The organism is Paenibacillus sp. FSL L8-0470 (genome assembly GCF_038008625.1).
Lineage (GTDB): Bacteria > Bacillota > Bacilli > Paenibacillales > Paenibacillaceae > Paenibacillus_AQ.
The window spans coordinates 2,197,303-2,217,381 of sequence record NZ_JBBOZM010000001.1 but is presented as its reverse complement, the minus strand read 5'-3'; the positions used below and the strand labels follow the sequence as shown (position 1 = coordinate 2,217,381).

Here is a 20,079-nt window from a genome sequence, read left to right as displayed (position 1 = left end):
TTGAACGGCACCGGCGGACAAGGGTCAAATGGTCCCCTATACGGTGTCCATACACGTTCCTGGGAGTTCAATAGATACACCCTCCTCAAAGTTTTGTTAGCAAATACTTCCTTGATTCAGCTTCGTACAAACCACGCTTAGAAAGCATTCACTTGATTTACTTTTCTTCTGAACGCACATCTCTTCGTAACTAATTTATGACTGGCTGGGGTGGAATCAGAACGCCCACGCAAAAAAACCGCACCTTTGCAAAGAGAAAGATTTCTCCATGCAAAGATACGGTTATTAAAATGTCATGCTGCAATGAACCGGCAAAATCATCAAAGCTTATTCCTTTTCTTCATCTGTCCCGGTATCGTCCTCTTCACTGACAAGTAGCTTTTCCCGGTGGATATTGATTCTTGTAATCCGCAATCGGGTGGATTCTTCTACTTCAAAGGTGACATCGTCCACAACAACCCGCTTACCCTTGGACGGATTGCCCTCCAGCTCTTTGAACAGCCAGCCGCCGATGGAATCGACCTCATCATCCTCAATAATCACACCCGTAAGATCGTTGACATCCTCAATCAGCATCCGGCCCTCAACTGAGATATAATCTCCATTGCGCTCGACGCTCGGACGTTCGTCCTCGAATTCATCATGCAGATCACCGACAATTTCTTCAAGAATCTCCTCAGCAGTCAGAAGTCCGGCTGTACCCCCGTATTCATCGACAACCAATGTAAGCTGGGCTTTGTTCTTCTGCATCAGGCGCAGTGCATGGCTGATCTCCATCGACTCCGGTACGTTCAGAATCGGGCGGACCAGCGAAGCCAGATCATTCTGCTGCTCTAAAGGTGCGAATAACAGATCGGTAATGTGGATGAAGCCGATAATCCGGTCCTTATCCTCGTTGGCAACCGGATAACGCGAATGTTTCGTCTCCGTAATGATCCGCATATTCTCTTCCAGTGTAAGATTGCTATAGAGCACATCCATATCGGTACGCGGAAGCATGACTTCACGGGCAAGCAAATCGGAGAATTCAAAAATGTTATCCATCAGCTTCATCTCGTCTTTATCAATGACACCGCTCTTGGCGCTCTGATTCATCAGAATCCGGATTTCCTCTTCCGAGTGAGCCGCCTCGGCTTCACTGGCCGGTTCAACCCCCACCAGTCTAAGAAGAGCATTGGCGGATGCATTCAGCACCCAGATAAAGGGCAGAAACAGGTTATAGAAGAACATTAGCGGTGCAGAGAGCAGCAGCGCGGAGCCTTCAGTTTTTTGGATCGCCAGGGACTTTGGAGCAAGCTCACCCAGCACAATATGTAAAAATGTAATAATGGAAAACCCGACAATGACAGACACAGTGGAAATCAGTGTATGATCGGTAACGCCGAGCTGAAACATTAGCGGTTCGACCAGCAGCTCTGAAATGGCCGGCTCACCAACCCAGCCGAGACCCAAAGAGGCGAGGGTAATGCCGAACTGGGTCGCTGACAGGTAGGAATCGAGCTTTTTGTTGACCTTCAGCGCGTATCCAGCCATCTTGTTGCCTTCACTAACGAGCTGGGTCAGCCGGGACTGTCTCACCTTTACCAGCGAGAACTCCGCCGCTACAAATATACCATTCAACAATACAAGCACCAGAACCAGCAAAAGATTAAGCAGCAATCTTCCTATGTCAAATTCCGTATGCACCACTATAACAACGCCTCGTTTCTACAGAGTGATCGCTTTCCTTGATTTAAAATCTACCTCTGGATAATACATATCAGCCACCAAAAGGTTAGGCCCGCAGCAGCCGGCTTCATCACAGTGGCAATTCACTTTCTGATTAAGCGGATGCTTAGTCTGCCACTCGGCGAAAATGTCATCCAGCTTGCTGGTGCTGATGTTGCCAAAGGCGGAAATATCGGCAAAATCCGTGACAAACACATCACCTGTAAATAAATTTACATTCACACGGTTTCTTCCGTCCGGATCATTGCGCAGCGTCACATTCTTCTCGGTACGCAATCTGCGCAGCAGCTTTTGATCCTGCTCCAGGAAGCTGCAGGCAAAAAACGGCAGAGTGCCAAACAGCATCCACATCTCCGGATCGCGGTGATCCAGCAGGGAATGAATGGCATTACCCATCTCCTTCAGAGACAGCACAGGGAGCGAAGAGGCAAAGCTGGAAGCGTACATCGGATGCACCTCATGCCGTCTTGCGCCCATATCGCCAATCAGCTTATGAATTTGAGGCAGCTTGGTGTGTGTACGGTAGTTAATCATAGATTCTGCTGAGATCAGCATACCGTCTTCACTGAGCCGCCGTGAATTCTCAAGCATCGTGTCATATAAACGATACGCCGCTTCACGTGACACCGGATGGCCGCTGTTGGCGAAGCCTACCTCATGGAAGTCGTCTCCGTTCACATAATTGAATGAGATATGCATCACGTCAAGATACGGCAGCAGCTGCTCGTAACGGGCGTAGGGCATAGTCAGATTGGAGTTGATCTGCGAACGTATGCCCCGCTCACGGGCATATTTCAGCAGCGGTACGATGATATTCTCTACCGTCGATGCGCGGAACATCGGCTCCCCGCCGGTAATACTGATCGTTTGCAGATGTTCTACCTGCTCCAGGCGGTCCAGCATATTCTTCAGCGGCAGCATTTCTCCTTCTTTCATCGTCAGGCTGTCGCCAACCGCACAATGTTCACAGCGCATGTTGCATAGATTGGTAACCGTCATCTCCACACTGGTCAATACATGCCGTCCATGCTTGCGCAGTGAAGTAATCGGATCCCATGGATCGTAGCTCGGCGACAGTTCACGGACAGTTGTGGAGGATGGTTCTAATATACTCATTTCTTATTGCTCCTTTAGTGCGTATTCCTTATTATTAACCCAAAATAAATCAAAAAGAACGTTGACTTAACCTATATCATACCACGAGCAGCAAAAAAACTGCACTTTCCGGCAATTATGCCGCTCCAAGCGGTGTAATTGCCGGATCCTTTTGTTGCGGCCCGGGGAACCTTTCTTTAGGAAGAGTATAAAAAATAGCGGGGAAGAAAGCAGGCCGCACCGCTGCGTACCCAGCTTTCTTCCTCGCTGCGAAACGGCAGGAAGCCGAAAAGACAGCTCCCTGCCGCCAACATCCGTTAGGTCACCTTCACCATTGATTGATCCTCATCTGACACGCCGATGATCACAACGGAAAGTGCTCTGCCAAGATCCCGTTCAAAGGGAATAACCGCCTCACCTTCGGGGCCGGCAAATACCCGCACAACCGGCCTGTGAGGGATACTGGGATCAATTTTAACCACGACGCCGCTCTCACCGGTGCTCAGCTTCACTGTGAGCCCAAGCGGGTAGATCGCTACACGGTCTCTGAACAGCTCCAGCTGGTTTTGCTCATACAATGTCCCTGATCCGACATACAGCGCCTCTACTGCCTGATGCGGCAGCATCGCTTTTTTATAGATCCGGTTCGAGGTCATGGCATCATAGGAATCGGCTATCCCCAGCCACTTGGCGTATTCATGAATTTGCGGACCGGTCAGCCCGCGGGGGTAACCGGAGCCGTCAATACGTTCATGATGCTGCAGGGCACAATGCGCCGCGAGCAGCGGGATATTCGGCTCATCCTTGAGAATGCGGTATCCGATTTCAGTGTGAGCCTGCATATGGCGGAATTCCTCGTCGCTGAGCATCCCCGGCTTCTGGATGATTTTGACCGGAATCTGCGTTTTGCCAATGTCATGCAGCAGCGAGCCCAGCCCAATTACCCGCAGCTCCTCTTTGCTGTAGCCATGGGCAATTCCAAGCACCAGCGTATACAGACAGACATTAAGCGAATGGACATACAGATAGTTGTCAGCTGTATGCATATCCGCCAGCATAATCATCGGGTCCTCCAGTGATGACATGTCTTCCAGAATGGAGTCCATCATCTTGGAGAATTTTTTGTCGAGATGATAGAACCCTTTAGTTATGCCGGAAGCACCGGACATATCCTGAAACTGGCTCCTAATGACCTTCAGCGCCTGATTGCGCGTCTCATCATGCAGCATTCCAGTAATTACGATATCTTCCGTGATGGCATCCTCTATATAGATATAGCCGATGTCGATCCTAGCCAGCCGCTTAATTAAGGCATCCGTAAGTTCTATTCCGTCCGCTAACAGAACAAGTCCATCATCATTATAAATTTTTTTACCCAGCTTCATTCCCGCCTGAAGCCGATTCACGGATACTAAACGCACCTTGGCTCACTCCTGCCTTTAACGGTAAATTACTATTCTGTTTCAAAATCCTAGGGTCAACACGCTGTGTCTATACCGTTGCCTTGAGCGATCCGGCAAGAAATTTGTGATGAACGGTTACATCCTTGCCGGTACCAAGTTTTTGGAGATTAACGCATAATAAACAGCCAGAAAACAGCTGCGAGGATAAACCGGTAGATCGCAAAGTGCGTCGGTCTGATCTTTTGAATCAGCTTCATGAACAGAATTACGACCACATAAGCGACTATAAATGAAATTACGAATCCAATGGCAAAATCCCAGATAGTATCACTTGTAAAATACTTGTACGAATCCAGCAGCTCATAACCCGAAGCCGCACACATAATCGGAATGGCGATGAGGAAGGAAAAATCCGCCGAAGCCTTATAGCTGACACCGCTCAGCATACCGCCTGAGATTGTAGATCCGGAGCGGGAGAAGCCGGGCCAGAGTACGGAAATAATCTGATACATGCCGATAGCCAGCGCCTGCCCGTAAGATAGATCATCAAGCTCATGCGCAGTTACACGGATCTTGCGTTTGTTCACCCATTCTGCAACGATCATTAGAATCCCGCCGGCGACCAGGGCCCATAACACCGTCGTAGCCCCGAAAAGCCCCTTGATAAAGTCACGGGCAAAAAATGCCACGGCCAGCGCCGGAGCAATTCCGAGAATGATATGCACCAGATTGAGACGTGAAGCAGGCATCACACCGCCTCTGCCTTGACGGCTGCGTCCGATCCCCAGCAAATTCAGAACCCGCTGGCGGTAGACTAGCGCAATGGCCAGAATCGCACCGAGCTGAATGACAATTTCGTATGTCTTCATTATCGGCTCTTGCTCGTTATAGCCTAATAGTTTCGTGGTAAGAATCATGTGGCCTGTCGATGAAACCGGAATAAACTCCGTAATCCCCTCTACAATAGCCAGAATAATTGCTGTAATAGTATCCATCTTAGCCTCCTGTTCTTGAACATATGAAACTTGTTGCAGCTTGTTGCTCTAGATTTACATATGTAGGTGGTGCCACATTAAGTCGCTCTGCTCTCCCAGCGGACGAGCATACATTCCTCAAGACTTCCCGGACGCTGCAGCTCCATCCGCAACAGATCGCGCAGAAAATGTGGCAGCAGATACACTGTATCACGCCCGTTAGCGATACTCTCATATCCGCTCCGAAAAGTGAACATGTCCAAAGTCCCTACTTCATATTCCCGGCTTTCCTCCAGCGGTTCTCCATCGACAAAAACGGCAATATCGTTATCATAAGGCATGACCGCCGGATCGTACAAGATTTTTAATCCATCCACAGCCAGGCTTCCCAGCACGTTCCCCCGGAAACCATAGCCAAAGATTGCCTTATTACAGAACTCGTCTGACAGGCTTTGTTCAAGCGCCGTGCGGATGTCTTTGCCGGCAATCTTGAGAGTACAAGGATTAATCGGTGAGGGACAGAGCGCATGAAGCATCCCTGCAGTGATATTCCCCTTCGGAAGCGGCCCGAGCAGCTGTCCGGTGTTGACTAATGAGATCGGACTGCCTGTGAAACGCCGCACCGCCTGCGCCAGCAGATTGCCAAAGGGTGATTCGCCCTGCAGATCCAGCGGCAGCCCGCGGTCACTGATCGCCACCGTTTCATCAAGCACTTCAAGACCACGCTGCAAATTCATCTTTACGGCAGGAGCAATAACACCCTCGCTAAGATTGGGATCAACAGCAATGCATCCGCCGTTCAAGAACTTGAACGAATCTCCAGGAGCTGTCCGTTCAAACACAAGCCTTCCTACATAGCGGCCGAATTTCCCCGCACCGCATACGGCGGTCCCGTTAATGAGGAGCGGCGTTTCCAGCATATGATGCGTGTGTCCGCCGAGGATCGCATGCACACCTTCCAGCTTCTCCGCCAGCGCCCGGTCTGCAGGCAGGCCAAGGTGAGAGAGAATAATGACAAGGTCGACCTGCGGGGCCAGAAGACGGCACTCCTCACGCAGCGCCTCCTCAGGGTCCATGACATCCCAGCCCATCAAGGAATAGAAGGAAGTGAAAGCTGCCGTAGCTCCCGTAATCCCGATTCTGATGCCTTCCTTTTCCACAATCGTATGGCGTTTGATCCAGTGAGGAGGTTCTCCTGTCGACGAATCCAGGAAATTACAGCACACCACCGGGCACTGTAGGCCGGTAAATACCGCAGACAATGTCTCTTGCGCATCTCCCTGCGAGAAGGTCAGTCCTTCGTTGTTACCGATGGTGACAGCGTCGTATCCGGTCAAGTTAAGAATATCAATGTTCGCCTGGCCCATAGTCCCTTCGGTTTCCACAGCTGCCCGGTCCATATGATCCCCGATATCCACGAGCAACACGGGATCTTCGCCTGCCTCAGCCTTTAGAAGTTCTATCTGCGCAGCAATCGGACTCATCATTTCGAAGTGGCTATGTATATCATTCGTATGAAATATGGTCAATCTTTGCGGCGCGGATTCCATCAGCTTCTATCCCTCCCACCTGTTTAGCCGTTCTGAATGTAGCGGCAGGTGTCTCATCTTATAAGACCTAGCATAACATTTTCAGGGCTAATATGGTATATTTGAATCATTATCAGAACCTACGAGGTGAATAAACCATGCATCTAACTATACGTCTTTTTGCCGGGCTGGCCGAGGTAATCGGCTCTTCCACCCTGTCCTTTCACATTCACGATAACTCCGTAACTGCGGGCCGTTTAAAGGAGCTTCTCTCTGCCTCCTACCCTGATGCGGCGGCACAGATCAGCGTTTCTTTGGTAGCTGTTGACCATGAATACGCTCCTGATGATACTGAGATCTCCGAAGCCTCCGAAGTCGCCCTGATACCTCCCGTTTCCGGAGGAGAAGCCGAACCCTCAAGGAGCGAGACTGAAGATGGTCTGTTCAGTATTACCAGCCTGCCGCTGAATGCAGAAGCTCTTCTGGATAAAGTGCTTGACAGCGATCACGGAGCTTCCTTGGTCTTCGTCGGAACTACGCGTGAGATGACCGGAGACCAGCGGACAACAGCGCTCCATTATGAGGCTTACATCCCGATGGCGCTTAGCAAGCTGCAGGAAATCGGCAGGGGGGTTCAGGAACACTGGAACGCCCGTTGCGCCATTGCGCACCGGATAGGACTCGTAGGGCTTAAGGAAGCCAGCGTTATTATTGCGGTGTCAGCGGCGCATAGGGATGTCTGTTACGAAGCGAGCCGCTATGCTATCGAGAAACTGAAAGCCTCCGTTCCCGTGTGGAAAAAGGACATCAATGAATCTGGAGAACAGTGGCTCGGTTCTGACCTAAATGCACAGAAATACCAGATAGATTAACCAGTAATTCAAAACCATTGAATATTGCCGACTTTGTTGCTATGCTGGGAAAAATAGCTAATGTAAGGTGGCATATTCATTGAGAGTACACGTCATGGATCTTAAACCGGGTGATTGCCTGCGGATGGACACCTTTAATTCAAGAGGGCTGCATGTATTACCTAAAGGATCATCTCTCCAGATCGAGGAGATAGCCAAGCTGATACAGCATGGCGTTGATTATGTTGATATCGAGGAGGCGCATGTAGAACCGGTCCCAATCAGCAGGTCTTCCATCATTCAGGCCGTAGCCGCCAACTTTGATACAAGTATTGAAGGCTTCGAATCGGTATATACCGAAGCGTTAACCAAAGGGAGCTTTAATCAAACCGTAGTGGACGATATTCTCCAGCCGTCACTGAACTCCTTAGATAAACACAAGGATGTAGTCTCTCTGCTGCTTCTGCTGGACCGGGATGATAATTACACTTATAACCATTCACTTCAGGTGGGCATGCTTTCTTATTATATCTCCTCATGGCTGGGGTATTCCAAGAAAGAGTGCTACGAAATCGGCCGGGCCGGATACTTGATCGATATCGGAAAATGCCGGATCTCCCCCTCCATTCTGAATAAGCCGGGCAAGCTGTCCCCGGAGGAGTATGATCAAGTCAAATTACATACGATTTACGGTCACGAAATTATCCGCAGCTCCATGAACGATCCTCATACCGCATTGGTTGCCCTGCAGCACCATGAGCGTGAAGACGGCTCCGGGTACCCCAACAGCCTTACGAAATCAGACATCCACCCTTATGCCCAGATTGCTGCCGTAGCTGATATCTACAGCGCAATGACCACTCACCGTGTTTATCAATCTAAGCAAGAACTGATCTCCGTACTGCGAGAAATCAACAATCTCAGCTTCGGCAAGCTTAACGGCAGACCTGTACAAGCCTTTATCCAGCATTTAATGCCTAATTTCATCGGTAAACGTGTGCTGCTGAGCACGGGAGACATGGGTGTCATTGTCATGAACAATCCGCTGGATGTTTTCCGCCCGCTTGTGCAAAGCGAAGGCATATTCCTTGATTTGTCCCGCGAGCGCAAAATCGCGGTGGTTGAAATCTATATGGAATAGTTAACTTTGGTTTAAATATCCCCACCAAGAAGAGGTTCCCTTTCGCCAAGACCAAGACGGCTGAGGGAACCTCTTCTTTATCATCCATAGTTTAGTGCTTGTGAGCAGCTCACACTTTTACTCCTGAGTCCTACAATTCCTCACCATTGGTGGCGATGACTTTTTTGTACCAGTGGAAGGAATCCTTTCTGGAACGATTCAAGGTACCGTTGCCGTCGTCATCCAGATCAACGTAGATAAATCCGTAACGCTTGGACATTTCAGAAGTGGACATGCTCACCAGGTCAATCGGCCCCCAGCTGGTATAGCCGATCAGCTCAACGCCGTCCAGCACGGCTTCCTTCATTTGAGCAATATGCTGTCTTAAGTAATCAATACGGTAGCTGTCATGGACTGAGCCGTCTTCCTCAACCTTATCATACGCGCCAAGACCATTTTCCACGATGAACAAAGGTTTCTGATAGCGGTCATACATCGTATTCAGCATAATCCGCAGGCCGATGGGATCAATCTGCCAGCCCCATTCCGAAGCCTTCAGGTAAGGGTTCTTCACACCGCCGAACAGATTGCCCTGTGCGCGTTCTCCTTCCGGACTTACAGATACGGTCAGCGTCATGTAATAACTGAAAGCCACATAATCAACGGTGTGAAGTTTCAGAATTTCATCGTCTCCCGGCTCTTTATGAATAACCACATTGTTTTCCTCGAAAAAGCGCTCCATATACTTCGGATATTCCCCGCGGGCATGCACATCCGTAAAGTAGAGATTCATCTGGTTCTCCTGCTGATTCTTCAAGACATCCTCAGGATTGCAGGTATTCGCATAGCTTTCCATCCGGGCCAGCATACAGCCCATCTGCGAACCCGGGATGATCTCATGTACCAGCTTCGTGGCGAGAGAGCTGGCGACAAACTGGTGATGCAGCGCCTGGTAGATCGTCTGCAGCTTGTTCTCTGCCCGGTCGATTACAACGCCGCCGCCCGTGAATGGACTTAGCGTCATCATATTGATCTCGTTGAATGTGATCCAATATTTCACTTTGTCCTTGTAGCGCCGGAATACGGTCTCCGCATAACGGGTGAAGCAAGCGATAACCTCGCGGCCTGCCCAGCCGTTATATTTCTGTGTCAAGCCCAGTGGTGTTTCGTAATGGGCCAGTGTCACAAGCGGCTCGATGCCATATTTATGCAGCTCGTCAAAGACATTGTCATAGAATTGCAGTCCCGCTTCATTCGGCTCGGCATCATCGCCGTTCGGGAAGATGCGCGCCCAGTTGATCGACAGACGGAACACATTGAAGCCCATTTCGGCGAACAAGGCAATGTCCTCTTTATAACGGTGATAGAAGTCCACCCCTTCACGTTTCGGGAAACGTGCGCTGAATTCCCCGGACAAAATCTGTTCAATCCGCTCGGAGGTGATTTCTATAGCATGGTCATTTGTACGCTCGGGCTTAGGCACGTAGGCAACCATATCCGCACTGGACAATCCCTTGCCGTCGGCATCGTAGGCCCCCTCCAGCTGATTCGCGGCTGTAGCGCCACCCCATAAGAAGTTCTGCGGAAATCCTTTTTTGATCACTGTCATGATTTAATCTCCCTCTTTATTAATTGATAATGGTCAACAGCAGGTCGCCATTTTGTACTTTGGCTGCAGTAGTCTTGAGCACATCCAGATAATTTGCAGAGTTGGTCACGATCACTGGTGTTGCAGTCACAAAGCCGGCTTCTCGAATCGCTGCTACATCGAATTCCAGCAGCAGTTGGCCCTGCTCGACCTTATCTCCCTCTTGTACCTGTTTGTCAAAATGTTTTCCTTTGAGCTTCACGGTATTGACCCCCACATGAATCAGCAGCTCGGCGCCGCTCTCGGAGGTAATGCCAATCGCATGCCCTGTCGGGAATACAGTTGTTACAGTCCCCTTCACCGGAGAGGTCAGCCGGCCTGAATCCGGTTCAATGACGATCCCCTGGCCCATGGCTCCGGAGGCAAAAGCTTCGTCCGGCAAAGCTTCCAGCGGCATAAGTGTTCCTGTCAGCGGGCTGACCACCATCTCCTTGTCAATCCGCGAGGGTGACGATGCGGCAACAGGCCCGGGAGCCTCCTCAGCTGGTACTGCAGGATCATCGAATCCGAACACATACACCAGAATAATCGCTAATACAAAAGCAACAACGATACCGATGATAACCCAGGAGAATCCGTCGCCAAAATAGGTCGGCAGAGCCAATAGGCCCGGTAAGGAGAAGCTTATGGCTTTGGCCCCGCCGATAGCGATGATCGCACCACCGATGGCTCCGGAGATGCAGGCATAGATGAACGGTTTCTTCAGCTTCAAGGTGACGCCGTAGATCGTCGGCTCGGTGATCCCGAACACTGCAGCCAGTGTTGAGGAGCCGGACAATGCTTTTAGCTGCGGATTCTTTGATCTCAGGAACACGCCGAATACCGCACCCGCTTGTGACAAGACTGCAGCAGTAAGGATAGGCAGCATAGTGTCATAGCCCAGTGTGGCAATATTGCTGAGCATAACCGGCACGAAACCCCAGTGTACACCGAAGATTACGAACACCTGCCAGAACGCTCCGGCAATGGCACCGGCAACCAATGGACTTAAATTGTAGAGCCAGGTGTAGCCCGAAGCCAGCCCATCACTGATCAATGAGCCTACAGGACCGAAGGCCAGGAAGGTCAGCGGAATAACGATAAGCAGTGCGAACATCGGAACCAGAATATTTCTAACCGATTCATGAATGAACGAGCGGAACCACTTCTCTATATAGGACTGTACCCAGACCGCCAGAATGATCGGAATGACACTGGATGAATAGTTGATCAGTACAACCGGTATGCCCAAGAAGCTGAGCGGGTCCGGTGCGCTGACTGCGGTTATCACTGCCGGATAGACTAAAGCGCCTGCTACAGCAATGGAGACAAATTGATTAGCCTTGAACTTGCGTGCAGCCGTCACTGCCAGAAATACCGGCAGGAAGTAGAATACGCTGTCCGAAGCCGCATTCAGAACCAAATATGTTCCGCTGGCTGCATTAATCCACTCCAGAGATAAAATTAAGGCGAGCAGCCCTTTGAGGATCCCTGCCCCTGCCAGTGCCCCGAGAATCGGGGAAAAGATACTGGAAATGATATCGACGGCTTTGCCCAGAATACTGGTACTCTCTGAAGACTCGTCGGCTTTGCCGGATTTTTCGGCATCCTGGAGTGAGGTTTCCTTCATAATCTGCTCGAACACCTGGCTTACATTGTTGCCTATGACTACCTGAAACTGGCCGCTGTTCTCCACTACAGTGATAACACCTGGAGTTTTCTCCAATGCGGCTTTATCTGCCTTCCTCGAATCCTTCAGCTTAAATCTTAATCTTGTGGCGCAGTGGAACACGGAATTCACATTGTCTTCGCCGCCTACAAGCGTAATAATCTGTTTGGACAAGTCTTTGCTGCTCATATTAGTTTGCTCCTTTACAGCTTTAGAATGTAGATCGTTGCAGCAAGTATAGGTTGTGCCAGCTGTTGACCTTATACTCCTGCAAACAAGAAAAACCTGAACTCACGGCAAAAAGGAAACGTCATCACACGCCCATTTTGCCATCAGTTCAGGTTTTGCCTGCCTTACCAGTAACACCCTGTCAGATGAACACTATTTTGTTTTCACTTTCAACCCAAGCTTTACTCCAGATTGTTGCGTTCCGTTACCCGCTGGATATGGATGGTCAGATATACGTATTCATCCTTGCTTAAGCTTTGGCTATAGGCCTTTTCCAGATAATCATTGATTTTGTTGGCGCATTCAAACGCCTTCACATAAGTCTGCTTAAGCTGATTGTACAAAAAATCCTCCCCGCTGCTGCTGCTCTCCTTCTTCAGTACGCGCATGGAGAAATATTGCAAATGGGTAAGGAACCGCGAATAATTCAGTGAGCTCTCGTCCAGAACGACCTTGTAGTGGTAAGTGACGATATTCAGAATATTCTGAACAATTTCCGTCATCTTGATCGTGGCCTTCATTTCACTGCCGTCCATTCTGGCATTTACCAGATGCAGCGCGATAAACCCGGCTTCATCCTCGCCCAGCGAAAGTCCGGTAGCCCTTTCAATGATCTTCAGCGCATCCATCCCAATGGAGAATTCCTTCTTATAGAAACGTTTAATTTCAAACAGCATCGCATTTTTCAGTGCAATCCCCTTTTCAAAACGTTGGACAGCAAAATGGATATGATCTGTCAGGGTCAGATAGAGATTGTCGCTAAGCTCTGTACCGAGAACTCCATTTGCATAGGTGACAATTTCATTGGCTAATTCCAGATGAGCCACCGGAATGTCATTCAGAAGTTCAGTCAGTCTGGCCGTGAATTGATTTTCGTTCAGCAAAAAGATTTTATCGACCTTTTCCGGATCTACATAGTCTCCGGCTACTTTATTGAAGGAAATTCCCCTGCCCATCACAATGACTTCCTTGCCTTTCTGGTTCTTGGTTAAGAGCACATTGTTGTTAAGTATCTTCTCTATAATCATCTGTTGATCACCCCCCCGACATTTAGTTTGTACAAAAAAAGCCTAAGCTGATCCCAATATCATTAAAAAAATGATACTCGCATCAACTTAGGCATTGCCCGCCTTACCGGTCACAATCCTGTATTACTGTTATTGTAGCACAAAAAAAAGCGATTTCAAGATTTTTGTGTAGTTTTAGTCAAAATTTTATTATTCCCGGTGATTCTGCATGGTTTGGATTAACCGCCGCATGGCGAGGCTTAAAAAGAGGCAGTAATTGAGTTGTTTGCGAGCTGCTAACTACCTTTGAGGAGGAATACCTATGCTACCGGTTCATCAGCGTCTAGCAGAGCTTTATACTGCAAGCTGCAGGCGCCCGCTAACGGCGGCCGAAGAAGCCGAGCAGCGCCATTGCCTGCAGGTGAACACCATGTATTGCTGGGAGATGGCAAGGCTGACCCATGAAGCTGTTCTTGCTGCGCATACGGAGGACACCGTATGGCAGCAGGAGATCAGCGCACAGATGTTTGAAGTGCGTATTTCCGGTAAAGTTGGGAAACGTCGCAATTAGGCATCCCTTCTTATCCGCTATTGTATATAGGATAATCCAAAAAAAGAGCAGCCCCTCCAGCAATTCTCATGGATGGGCTGCTCTTACTTCTATAAGAAGCGGAACTGCGCTTCGATTAAACCGTTATAAATGCCATCTCTCGCGGTAAGCTCGGCATGATTGCCTTCTTCCTTGATCTCCCCGTGATCCAGCACGATAATTTTATCGGCGTGGCGGATCGTTGACAGACGGTGGGCCACGATAAAGGAGGTGCGGCCCTGCAGCAGAATCTTCAGCGCTTCCTGAATTTTGATCTCCGTCTCGGTATCAATACTCGCCGTAGCTTCATCCAGGATCAGAATACGCGGATCGGCCAGGAGTGCCCGGGCAAAGGAAAGCAGCTGACGCTGACCCATGGACAGCGCACTCCCCCGCTCCTCCACCTCAGTTTCGTAACCGCCGGGCAGTTTCATGATGAAGTCATGGGCATCCACTGCCTTGGCGACCTCCTCAACCTCCTTGTCGGTGGCATCCAGCCGCCCGAAACGGATGTTGTCGCGGATCGTTCCTGAGAAGATAAACGTATCCTGCAGCACGATACCGATCTGCTCCCGGAGACTCTGCAGGGTAACCTCACGGACATCCTTGCCGTCGATAGTAATATCGCCGCTCTTAATGTCATAGAACCGGCCGATCAGGTTAATGATCGTACTTTTGCCGGAACCCGTGTGGCCCACAAGCGCGATCGACTGGCCGGCCTTGACGTTCAGATCAATCCCTTTCAGCGCCGCACGGCCCTTTTCATATTCGAAGATGACCTTGTTAAAGCGGATATCCCCTTGAATCTTCGGCAGCGGTGTTGCCCCCGGTTTATCCTGAACCGAAGGCTGCTCATCCAGATACTCAAAGATCCGTTCTGAAGACGCCATAGCCACCAGCAGCTGATTGTACATCTGGCCCAAGCGGTTGATCGGGTCCCAGAAGTTGCTCACATACGTACTGAATGCCACCAGGTAACCGACGGTCAGCTCTCCGGATTGGATTAAGTATGCCCCCAACCAGAACAGGATCATGGTGCCGAACCCGCCTGTTATTTCAATAATCGGGCCAAAAGCCTGGTTCATCGCTGAAGCCTTGTTCCACGATTTCCGGCTGTCCATATTCATGGCATCAAAGTAATGCATATTTTCCTGTTCCTGTGTGTAGGCCTGAGTGACCCGGATACCTTGGATCGACTCATTTAAATGTGAATTGATCCGCGAGTTCTTCATCCGCACATCCTGCCAGGCAATCCGGATCTTCTGCCGCAGCTTGGTTGAAACCAGGAACATAACCGGCACCGTAACCATCACGGCAAGCCCAAGTTTCCAGTTAATCAGCAGCAGAATCACGGTAATGCCGACCAGCTGTACACAGTCGATCATTAAATTGACGACTCCGTTGGTGAACAGATCCTGCAAAGAGTTAATATCATTCGTTACCCGTACCAGTACCGAGCCGGCCGGACGTTTATCGAAAAAGTTAAAAGATAACTTCTGGATATGCCGGAACAGATCCGAGCGCAAATCATAAATAACCCGTTGGCCTATAACATTAGTATATTTGATCCGGTATACCCCTGCGATCCACTGGATCAGGTACAGTACAATTACACTTACCGTAAGTGTGTACAGTAACGTTAAGCTGGGGTTCCCCTCTTTCGGAGCAATTGCCTTGTCAATAGCCATACTGGTCAGAAAAGGGACCGTGAGCTTCGTGACTGTGCCCAGAACCATCAGCGCGGAGACGAGCGGAAGCATCTGCTTCGCGTAAGGCTTCATATATCCGAACAATCTCGTGAACTGCTTCCAGTCAAAGGATTTGTCGATCTGGTCGTCATCCTTGTATACAAAGCGTTCCTCAAGCGTCTGTTCCTCGGTTTTATTGTGCTTTGCACTAGCCGTTGTGGCTTGTTTGGCTTCAAGCTTCATGCTGAATCCCCTCCCCTCTCACCGTATTCCGGGACAGATAATCGGCGTATTGAATCCGGTATACATCCTGATACGGGCCGGGAACTTCAATCAGCTCCGCATGCGTTCCCTTTTGAACCATCCGTCCTTCATCCATCACGATGATCTGGTCGGCATGACGCAGCGAGGAAATCCGGTGGGCAATAATCAGCGTGGTCCGTCCGCGCATAACCTCTTGGAAGCCAGTCTGGATCTCATGTTCTGTCTCCATATCCACGGCACTCGTGGCATCATCCAGAATGAGGATACGGGGATTCTTGAGCAAAGCACGGGCGATAGCAATCCGCTGCTTCTGTCCGCCCGAAAGTCCCATCCCCCGCTCGCCGACAACCGTGTCATATCCATCAGGCATCTCCATGATAAAATCATGCGCTTTGGCAAGCTGTGCCGCCCGGATGATTTCCTCCATGCTCACATTCTTGAGGCCGTAAGAGATATTATTACGGATAGAAGAGGAGAACAGGAACGTCTCCTGAAACACTGTCGAAATCTGCGAACGCAGGCTGCGAATATTGTATTCCCGGATATCCACGCCATCCAGTGTAATGCTTCCTTTATTTACGTCATAGGCGCGCATCATCAACTGGGTAATCGTCGATTTGCCTGAGCCGGTACCGCCAAGGAACCCGATAACCGCACCCGGCTTCGCTTCGAAATCAATGTCCTTTACAGCCGGCATTTTATTCCCGTACGCAAATGTAACATGGTCGAAAATGACCTCGCCCCGTACCTCGGAGGATACTAGCTCGCGGGCATTCTCCTTATCCTTTACATCAATCTGCTGGTTAAGCACTTCAAGTACACGTTCTCCCGAAGCTTTGGATTGCGTATAGTTGTTGATATGGAAGCCAAGACCCCAGACCGGACCGATAATATACCAGATCAGACTGAAGAAGGCGACCAGTTCACCCAGTGACATGTGGCCCTTGATGACCAGCGTTCCGCCGACACCGAGCAGAATGGCTATACTGACGGAGGCCAGAAGCTCCATGACCGGGAAAAATTTGCTCCACAGCTCGGCGGCAAAAATCTGGTTATCCTTATAACGTTCATTACGGTGCGAAAATTTCTCAACTTCATAAGCCTCTCTGGCAAACGATTTGACCGTCCGTACCCCTGTAATATTCTCTTGAACAGCCGTGGTCAGAGAGCTGAGGGCAAGCCGCATCTCCTGAAAGGCTGGATGAATTTTCGATTCGAATCTGAGTGCTACTGCAGCCAGAAAAGGCATAGTGATCAGTGTGACGAGCGTAAGCTGCCAGTTGATCGTGAACATCATAATAGACCCAAACAGCACCATAAAAAATACATTCAGCAATTGGGCGAAGCCGAAGCCGATGAAATTCCGGATCGCTTCAAGGTCCCCGGTCAGCCGGGACATCAAGTCGCCAGTCTTTGCCGTATCATAGTAGCGGAAAGACAGAAATTGCAGCTTCTCATAGCAGGCATTGCGCAGCCGGTAGGCCAGAAAATTACCCAGCCGTCCTCCAAAAAAACCATGCGCAAACTGCAGGCAAGCTTTGACGATTACCACGGCCAGTACAGATAGAGCGAGTACGGGCACCTCAGTAAACTTCAGGGGAACAATCACATCATCAATTAACCTTCGTAGCAAATTCGGGGTAATAAGCCCCACTGCAGTTGCGGCAGCCAAGCATAAAATCGACAGAATCAGATAGTGCAGCTTCTCCCGATAAAAGCCCCGCAGTTGCCTGAGAACATCCATATCTCTCCTCCTTAAAGCTTTACGAAGTAAAGCTTACTTCGTAAGCATGAACTTGTTCCTACTGGGCGGCGCCTGCCCCGTAAGATACATTTGGCTTGCGATGCAAATCTCACATCGCAAGCCAGCTTTTTTAGCGCTTCCATTTTAGGGACTTTAAGCAGTTTATCACCCATATTTTAATGCGGCAAAGGGTAGAATACGCCGTTTTCCACGTTTTTCCCGAATAAAGGTGGCTTATATGATGATAAAAGGACACCTATAGCTTTAATTGCTTCCATTTCCTCGCAAATACTGTTCAATTAAGCAAACACAAGATTCGGGGTGTATTTTTATGCATATTTCATCCATTTCCGTGAAGCTTGTTACAACAAAAAAAACGCAACAGCCAAAACATGGGGTTCATGTTCCAGCGGTAGCGTTTTTGCATTGCATTTTGCTGTTTCCTCAGCTGTACAGCTCTTAGTTCTTTGCAGGCCGGTAGCAGACTACTGCCACACCGGAAGAGAAACGCTTAGTCTGCACCAACTCAAAACCCTGCTTCTCCAGCCCTTCTCCAAAGAGACGTTTGCCCTTGCCCAGCACCACCGGAAACACCATCAACCGGTACTCATCCACGAGACCCAGCGAGATCAGGGACTGCACAAGCGTGCAGCTGCCAAACACGAGAATGTCTTTGCCGGGCTGCTCTTTCAGCTTCGTGATTTCTTCCACCAGATTGTTCTTAATCAGAGATGAATTGTTCCACCCGGCTTCTGTCAGGGTTGTGGAGATTACATGTTTGGCATAACCATTCATCATCTCGCCGTATTCCCCGGTCTGCTCCAGCATATTAGGCCAGGCAGCCGCAAAGCCTTCATAGGTTACGCGCCCCAGCAGCAGCGCGTCGGCAGCTTTTAACTCCGCGAATTTAAACTGATCCTGCTCATCCGAGCTGTATTGAAAGGTCCACTGCGGGTCCTCCATTACACCGTCAACAGTTAAAAATTCAGACACAATCAAGTTTCTCATGTGGGCCTCCTGGATACGTAGTGGGCAAAAGCAAAACATGTGCCCGGCAGCCCTGAATAATGAGAACATCAGGGCTGCTGCGGACACACATTATGGTGATAACTATAAATACTAATTTAAATTGTGGGAAGGTCGGAAACCTTAGTACAACAAGGTTATCCGATACTTCCTTCCATCTCGAATTTGATGAGACGGTTCATTTCGACTGCATATTCCATCGGCAGTTCTTTGGTGAACGGCTCGATGAAGCCCATGACGATCATCTGTGTGGCTTCGGCTTCCGTGAGACCGCGGCTCATCAGATAGAACAGCTGCTCTTCGGAAACTTTGGATACCGTGGCTTCATGCTCCAGCACGATATTATCGTTCATGATCTCATTGTATGGAATCGTGTCCGAAGTAGACTGGTTATCCAGAATGAGCGTATCACATTTGATATTCGATTTCGCACCATCCGCCTGACGGCCGAAGGAAGCGAGTCCGCGGTAAGTTACCTTGCCGCCGTGCTTGCTGATTGATTTGGATACGATCGTCGAAGTCGTGTCCGGTGCCAAGTGGATCATCTTGGCGCCTGCATCCTGGTGCTGGCCTTTGCCTGCCACGGCAATCGACAATACGGAACCTTTGGCTCCGCGGCCTTTCAACACAACTGCAGGATATTTCATCGTCAGCTTGGAACCAATGTTACCGTCCACCCATTCCATGGTGGCATTCTCTTCGGCAACCGCACGTTTGGTTACGAGATTGTAGATATTTGGTGCCCAGTTCTGAATAGTAGTATACCGAACACGGGAGTTCTTCATACACAGAATTTCAACAACGGCACTATGCAGGGAATTGGTGCTGTAGATTGGTGCGGTACAGCCTTCTACGTAATGCACGAAGCTGTCTTCATCCGCGAGGATCAGCGTACGCTCGAACTGACCCATGTTCTCGGAGTTAATACGGAAGTAAGCCTGCAGAGGCACTTCGCATTTCACACCCTTAGGTACGTAGATAAAGCTGCCGCCCGACCACACGGCACTGTTCAATGCAGCAAACTTATTGTCTGTCGGCGGAATGATCGTTCCGAAGAATTTCTTTAACAGCTCAGGATGCTCACGCAGCGCAGTATCGGTATCGGTGAAGATTACCCCTTGGTCTTCAAGGCTCTTCTGCATGCTGTGATAAACAACCTCAGATTCATATTGTGCCGATACACCGGCGAGGAACTTCTGCTCCGCTTCCGGAATACCCAGCTTATCGAAGGTTTCTTTAATCTCGGAAGGAACTTCCTCCCAAGTTTTTCCTTGCTTCTCGGAAGGTCTTACATAGTACTGAATGTCTTCGAAATCCAGATCATCCATGTTGCCGCCCCACTGAGGCATCGGCATCTTGCGGAATTGCTCCAGAGCCTTCAGGCGGAAGTTCAGCATCCATTCCGGCTCGTTTTTGATTGCGGAGATTTCCTTCACAATTTCGGCCGTAAGTCCTTTACCAGACTGAAATATCGACTTGTGCTCATCACGGAACCCGTACTGGTATTCCTCCATATCAGGCGCTTTCTTAGCCATGG

The 20,079-nt window shown here is 49.6% G+C and carries 15 protein-coding genes; 3 read left to right on the top strand and 12 right to left on the bottom strand.

Going from position 1 to position 20,079, the window contains the following annotated elements:
• Nucleotides 1-327: 327 nt before the first annotated feature.
• The 5 genes from NST99_RS09915 to NST99_RS09895 form a co-directional block, all read right to left on the bottom strand.
• Nucleotides 328-1,686, bottom strand: coding sequence for a hemolysin family protein (locus NST99_RS09915; protein ID WP_438496475.1), 1,359 nt, complete (start codon nt 1,684-1,686; stop codon nt 328-330).
• 21 nt (nt 1,687-1,707) lie between these two features.
• The gene (gene yfkAB, locus NST99_RS09910; RefSeq protein WP_341091373.1) at nt 1,708-2,844 is read right to left on the bottom strand and encodes a radical SAM/CxCxxxxC motif protein YfkAB; all 1,137 of its coding nucleotides are present in this window, start codon (nt 2,842-2,844) and stop codon (nt 1,708-1,710) included.
• A gap of 296 nt (nt 2,845-3,140) precedes the next feature.
• Complete coding sequence (locus tag NST99_RS09905) at nt 3,141-4,244, bottom strand: HD-GYP domain-containing protein (RefSeq protein ID WP_341091372.1); 1,104 nt, start codon at nt 4,242-4,244, stop codon at nt 3,141-3,143.
• A gap of 149 nt (nt 4,245-4,393) precedes the next feature.
• Nucleotides 4,394-5,221, bottom strand: coding sequence for an undecaprenyl-diphosphate phosphatase (locus tag NST99_RS09900; protein WP_038588572.1), 828 nt, complete (start codon nt 5,219-5,221; stop codon nt 4,394-4,396).
• A 77-nt stretch (nt 5,222-5,298) separates the two neighbouring features.
• Entirely contained in the window at nt 5,299-6,750 is a 1,452-nt protein-coding gene (locus NST99_RS09895) for a bifunctional metallophosphatase/5'-nucleotidase (RefSeq protein WP_341091371.1), read from the bottom strand.
• A 137-nt stretch (nt 6,751-6,887) separates the two neighbouring features.
• Here NST99_RS09895 and NST99_RS09890 point away from each other — a divergent pair, with 137 nt between their 5' ends.
• Together NST99_RS09890 and NST99_RS09885 are read left to right on the top strand one after the other, a co-directional pair.
• Nucleotides 6,888-7,601: a molybdenum cofactor biosynthesis protein gene (locus NST99_RS09890; protein ID WP_341091370.1), complete on the top strand. Its 714-nt coding sequence runs from the start codon at nt 6,888-6,890 to the stop codon at nt 7,599-7,601.
• A 79-nt stretch (nt 7,602-7,680) separates the two neighbouring features.
• Entirely contained in the window at nt 7,681-8,721 is a 1,041-nt protein-coding gene (locus tag NST99_RS09885; protein ID WP_341091369.1) for an HD-GYP domain-containing protein, read from the top strand.
• 130 nt (nt 8,722-8,851) lie between these two features.
• Here NST99_RS09885 and NST99_RS09880 read toward each other — a convergent pair whose 3' ends face one another.
• The 3 genes from NST99_RS09880 to licT form a co-directional block, all read right to left on the bottom strand.
• Complete coding sequence (locus NST99_RS09880; RefSeq protein WP_341091368.1) at nt 8,852-10,309, bottom strand: glycoside hydrolase family 1 protein; 1,458 nt, start codon at nt 10,307-10,309, stop codon at nt 8,852-8,854.
• A 19-nt stretch (nt 10,310-10,328) separates the two neighbouring features.
• Entirely contained in the window at nt 10,329-12,185 is a 1,857-nt protein-coding gene (locus NST99_RS09875) for a beta-glucoside-specific PTS transporter subunit IIABC (RefSeq protein ID WP_341091367.1), read from the bottom strand.
• A 221-nt stretch (nt 12,186-12,406) separates the two neighbouring features.
• A complete protein-coding gene (gene licT, locus NST99_RS09870; protein WP_341091366.1) occupies nt 12,407-13,252 on the bottom strand; it encodes a BglG family transcription antiterminator LicT in 846 nt (281 codons plus the stop codon).
• Nucleotides 13,253-13,553: 301 nt separating this feature from the next.
• On the opposite strand from licT, the gene NST99_RS09865 reads away from it, so the two are divergent.
• Nucleotides 13,554-13,802: a DUF7667 family protein gene (locus NST99_RS09865; RefSeq protein WP_341091365.1), complete on the top strand. Its 249-nt coding sequence runs from the start codon at nt 13,554-13,556 to the stop codon at nt 13,800-13,802.
• 89 nt (nt 13,803-13,891) lie between these two features.
• On the opposite strand, the gene NST99_RS09860 is transcribed toward NST99_RS09865, so the two are convergent.
• The 4 genes from NST99_RS09860 to sufB all read right to left on the bottom strand — a co-directional run bounded on the left by NST99_RS09860 (nt 13,892) and on the right by sufB (nt 20,077).
• Nucleotides 13,892-15,751 (bottom strand): ABC transporter ATP-binding protein, encoded by a 1,860-nt coding sequence (locus tag NST99_RS09860; RefSeq protein WP_341091364.1) that lies wholly within the window; start codon nt 15,749-15,751, stop codon nt 13,892-13,894.
• Entirely contained in the window at nt 15,741-17,516 is a 1,776-nt protein-coding gene (locus NST99_RS09855) for an ABC transporter ATP-binding protein (protein ID WP_341091362.1), read from the bottom strand. Before NST99_RS09855 ends, NST99_RS09860 begins: the two co-directional genes overlap by 11 nt.
• A gap of 459 nt (nt 17,517-17,975) precedes the next feature.
• Complete coding sequence (locus NST99_RS09850) at nt 17,976-18,524, bottom strand: dihydrofolate reductase family protein (RefSeq protein ID WP_341091361.1); 549 nt, start codon at nt 18,522-18,524, stop codon at nt 17,976-17,978.
• 155 nt (nt 18,525-18,679) lie between these two features.
• A complete protein-coding gene (gene sufB, locus NST99_RS09845; protein WP_341091360.1) occupies nt 18,680-20,077 on the bottom strand; it encodes a Fe-S cluster assembly protein SufB in 1,398 nt (465 codons plus the stop codon).
• Nucleotides 20,078-20,079: the final 2 nt, after the last annotated feature.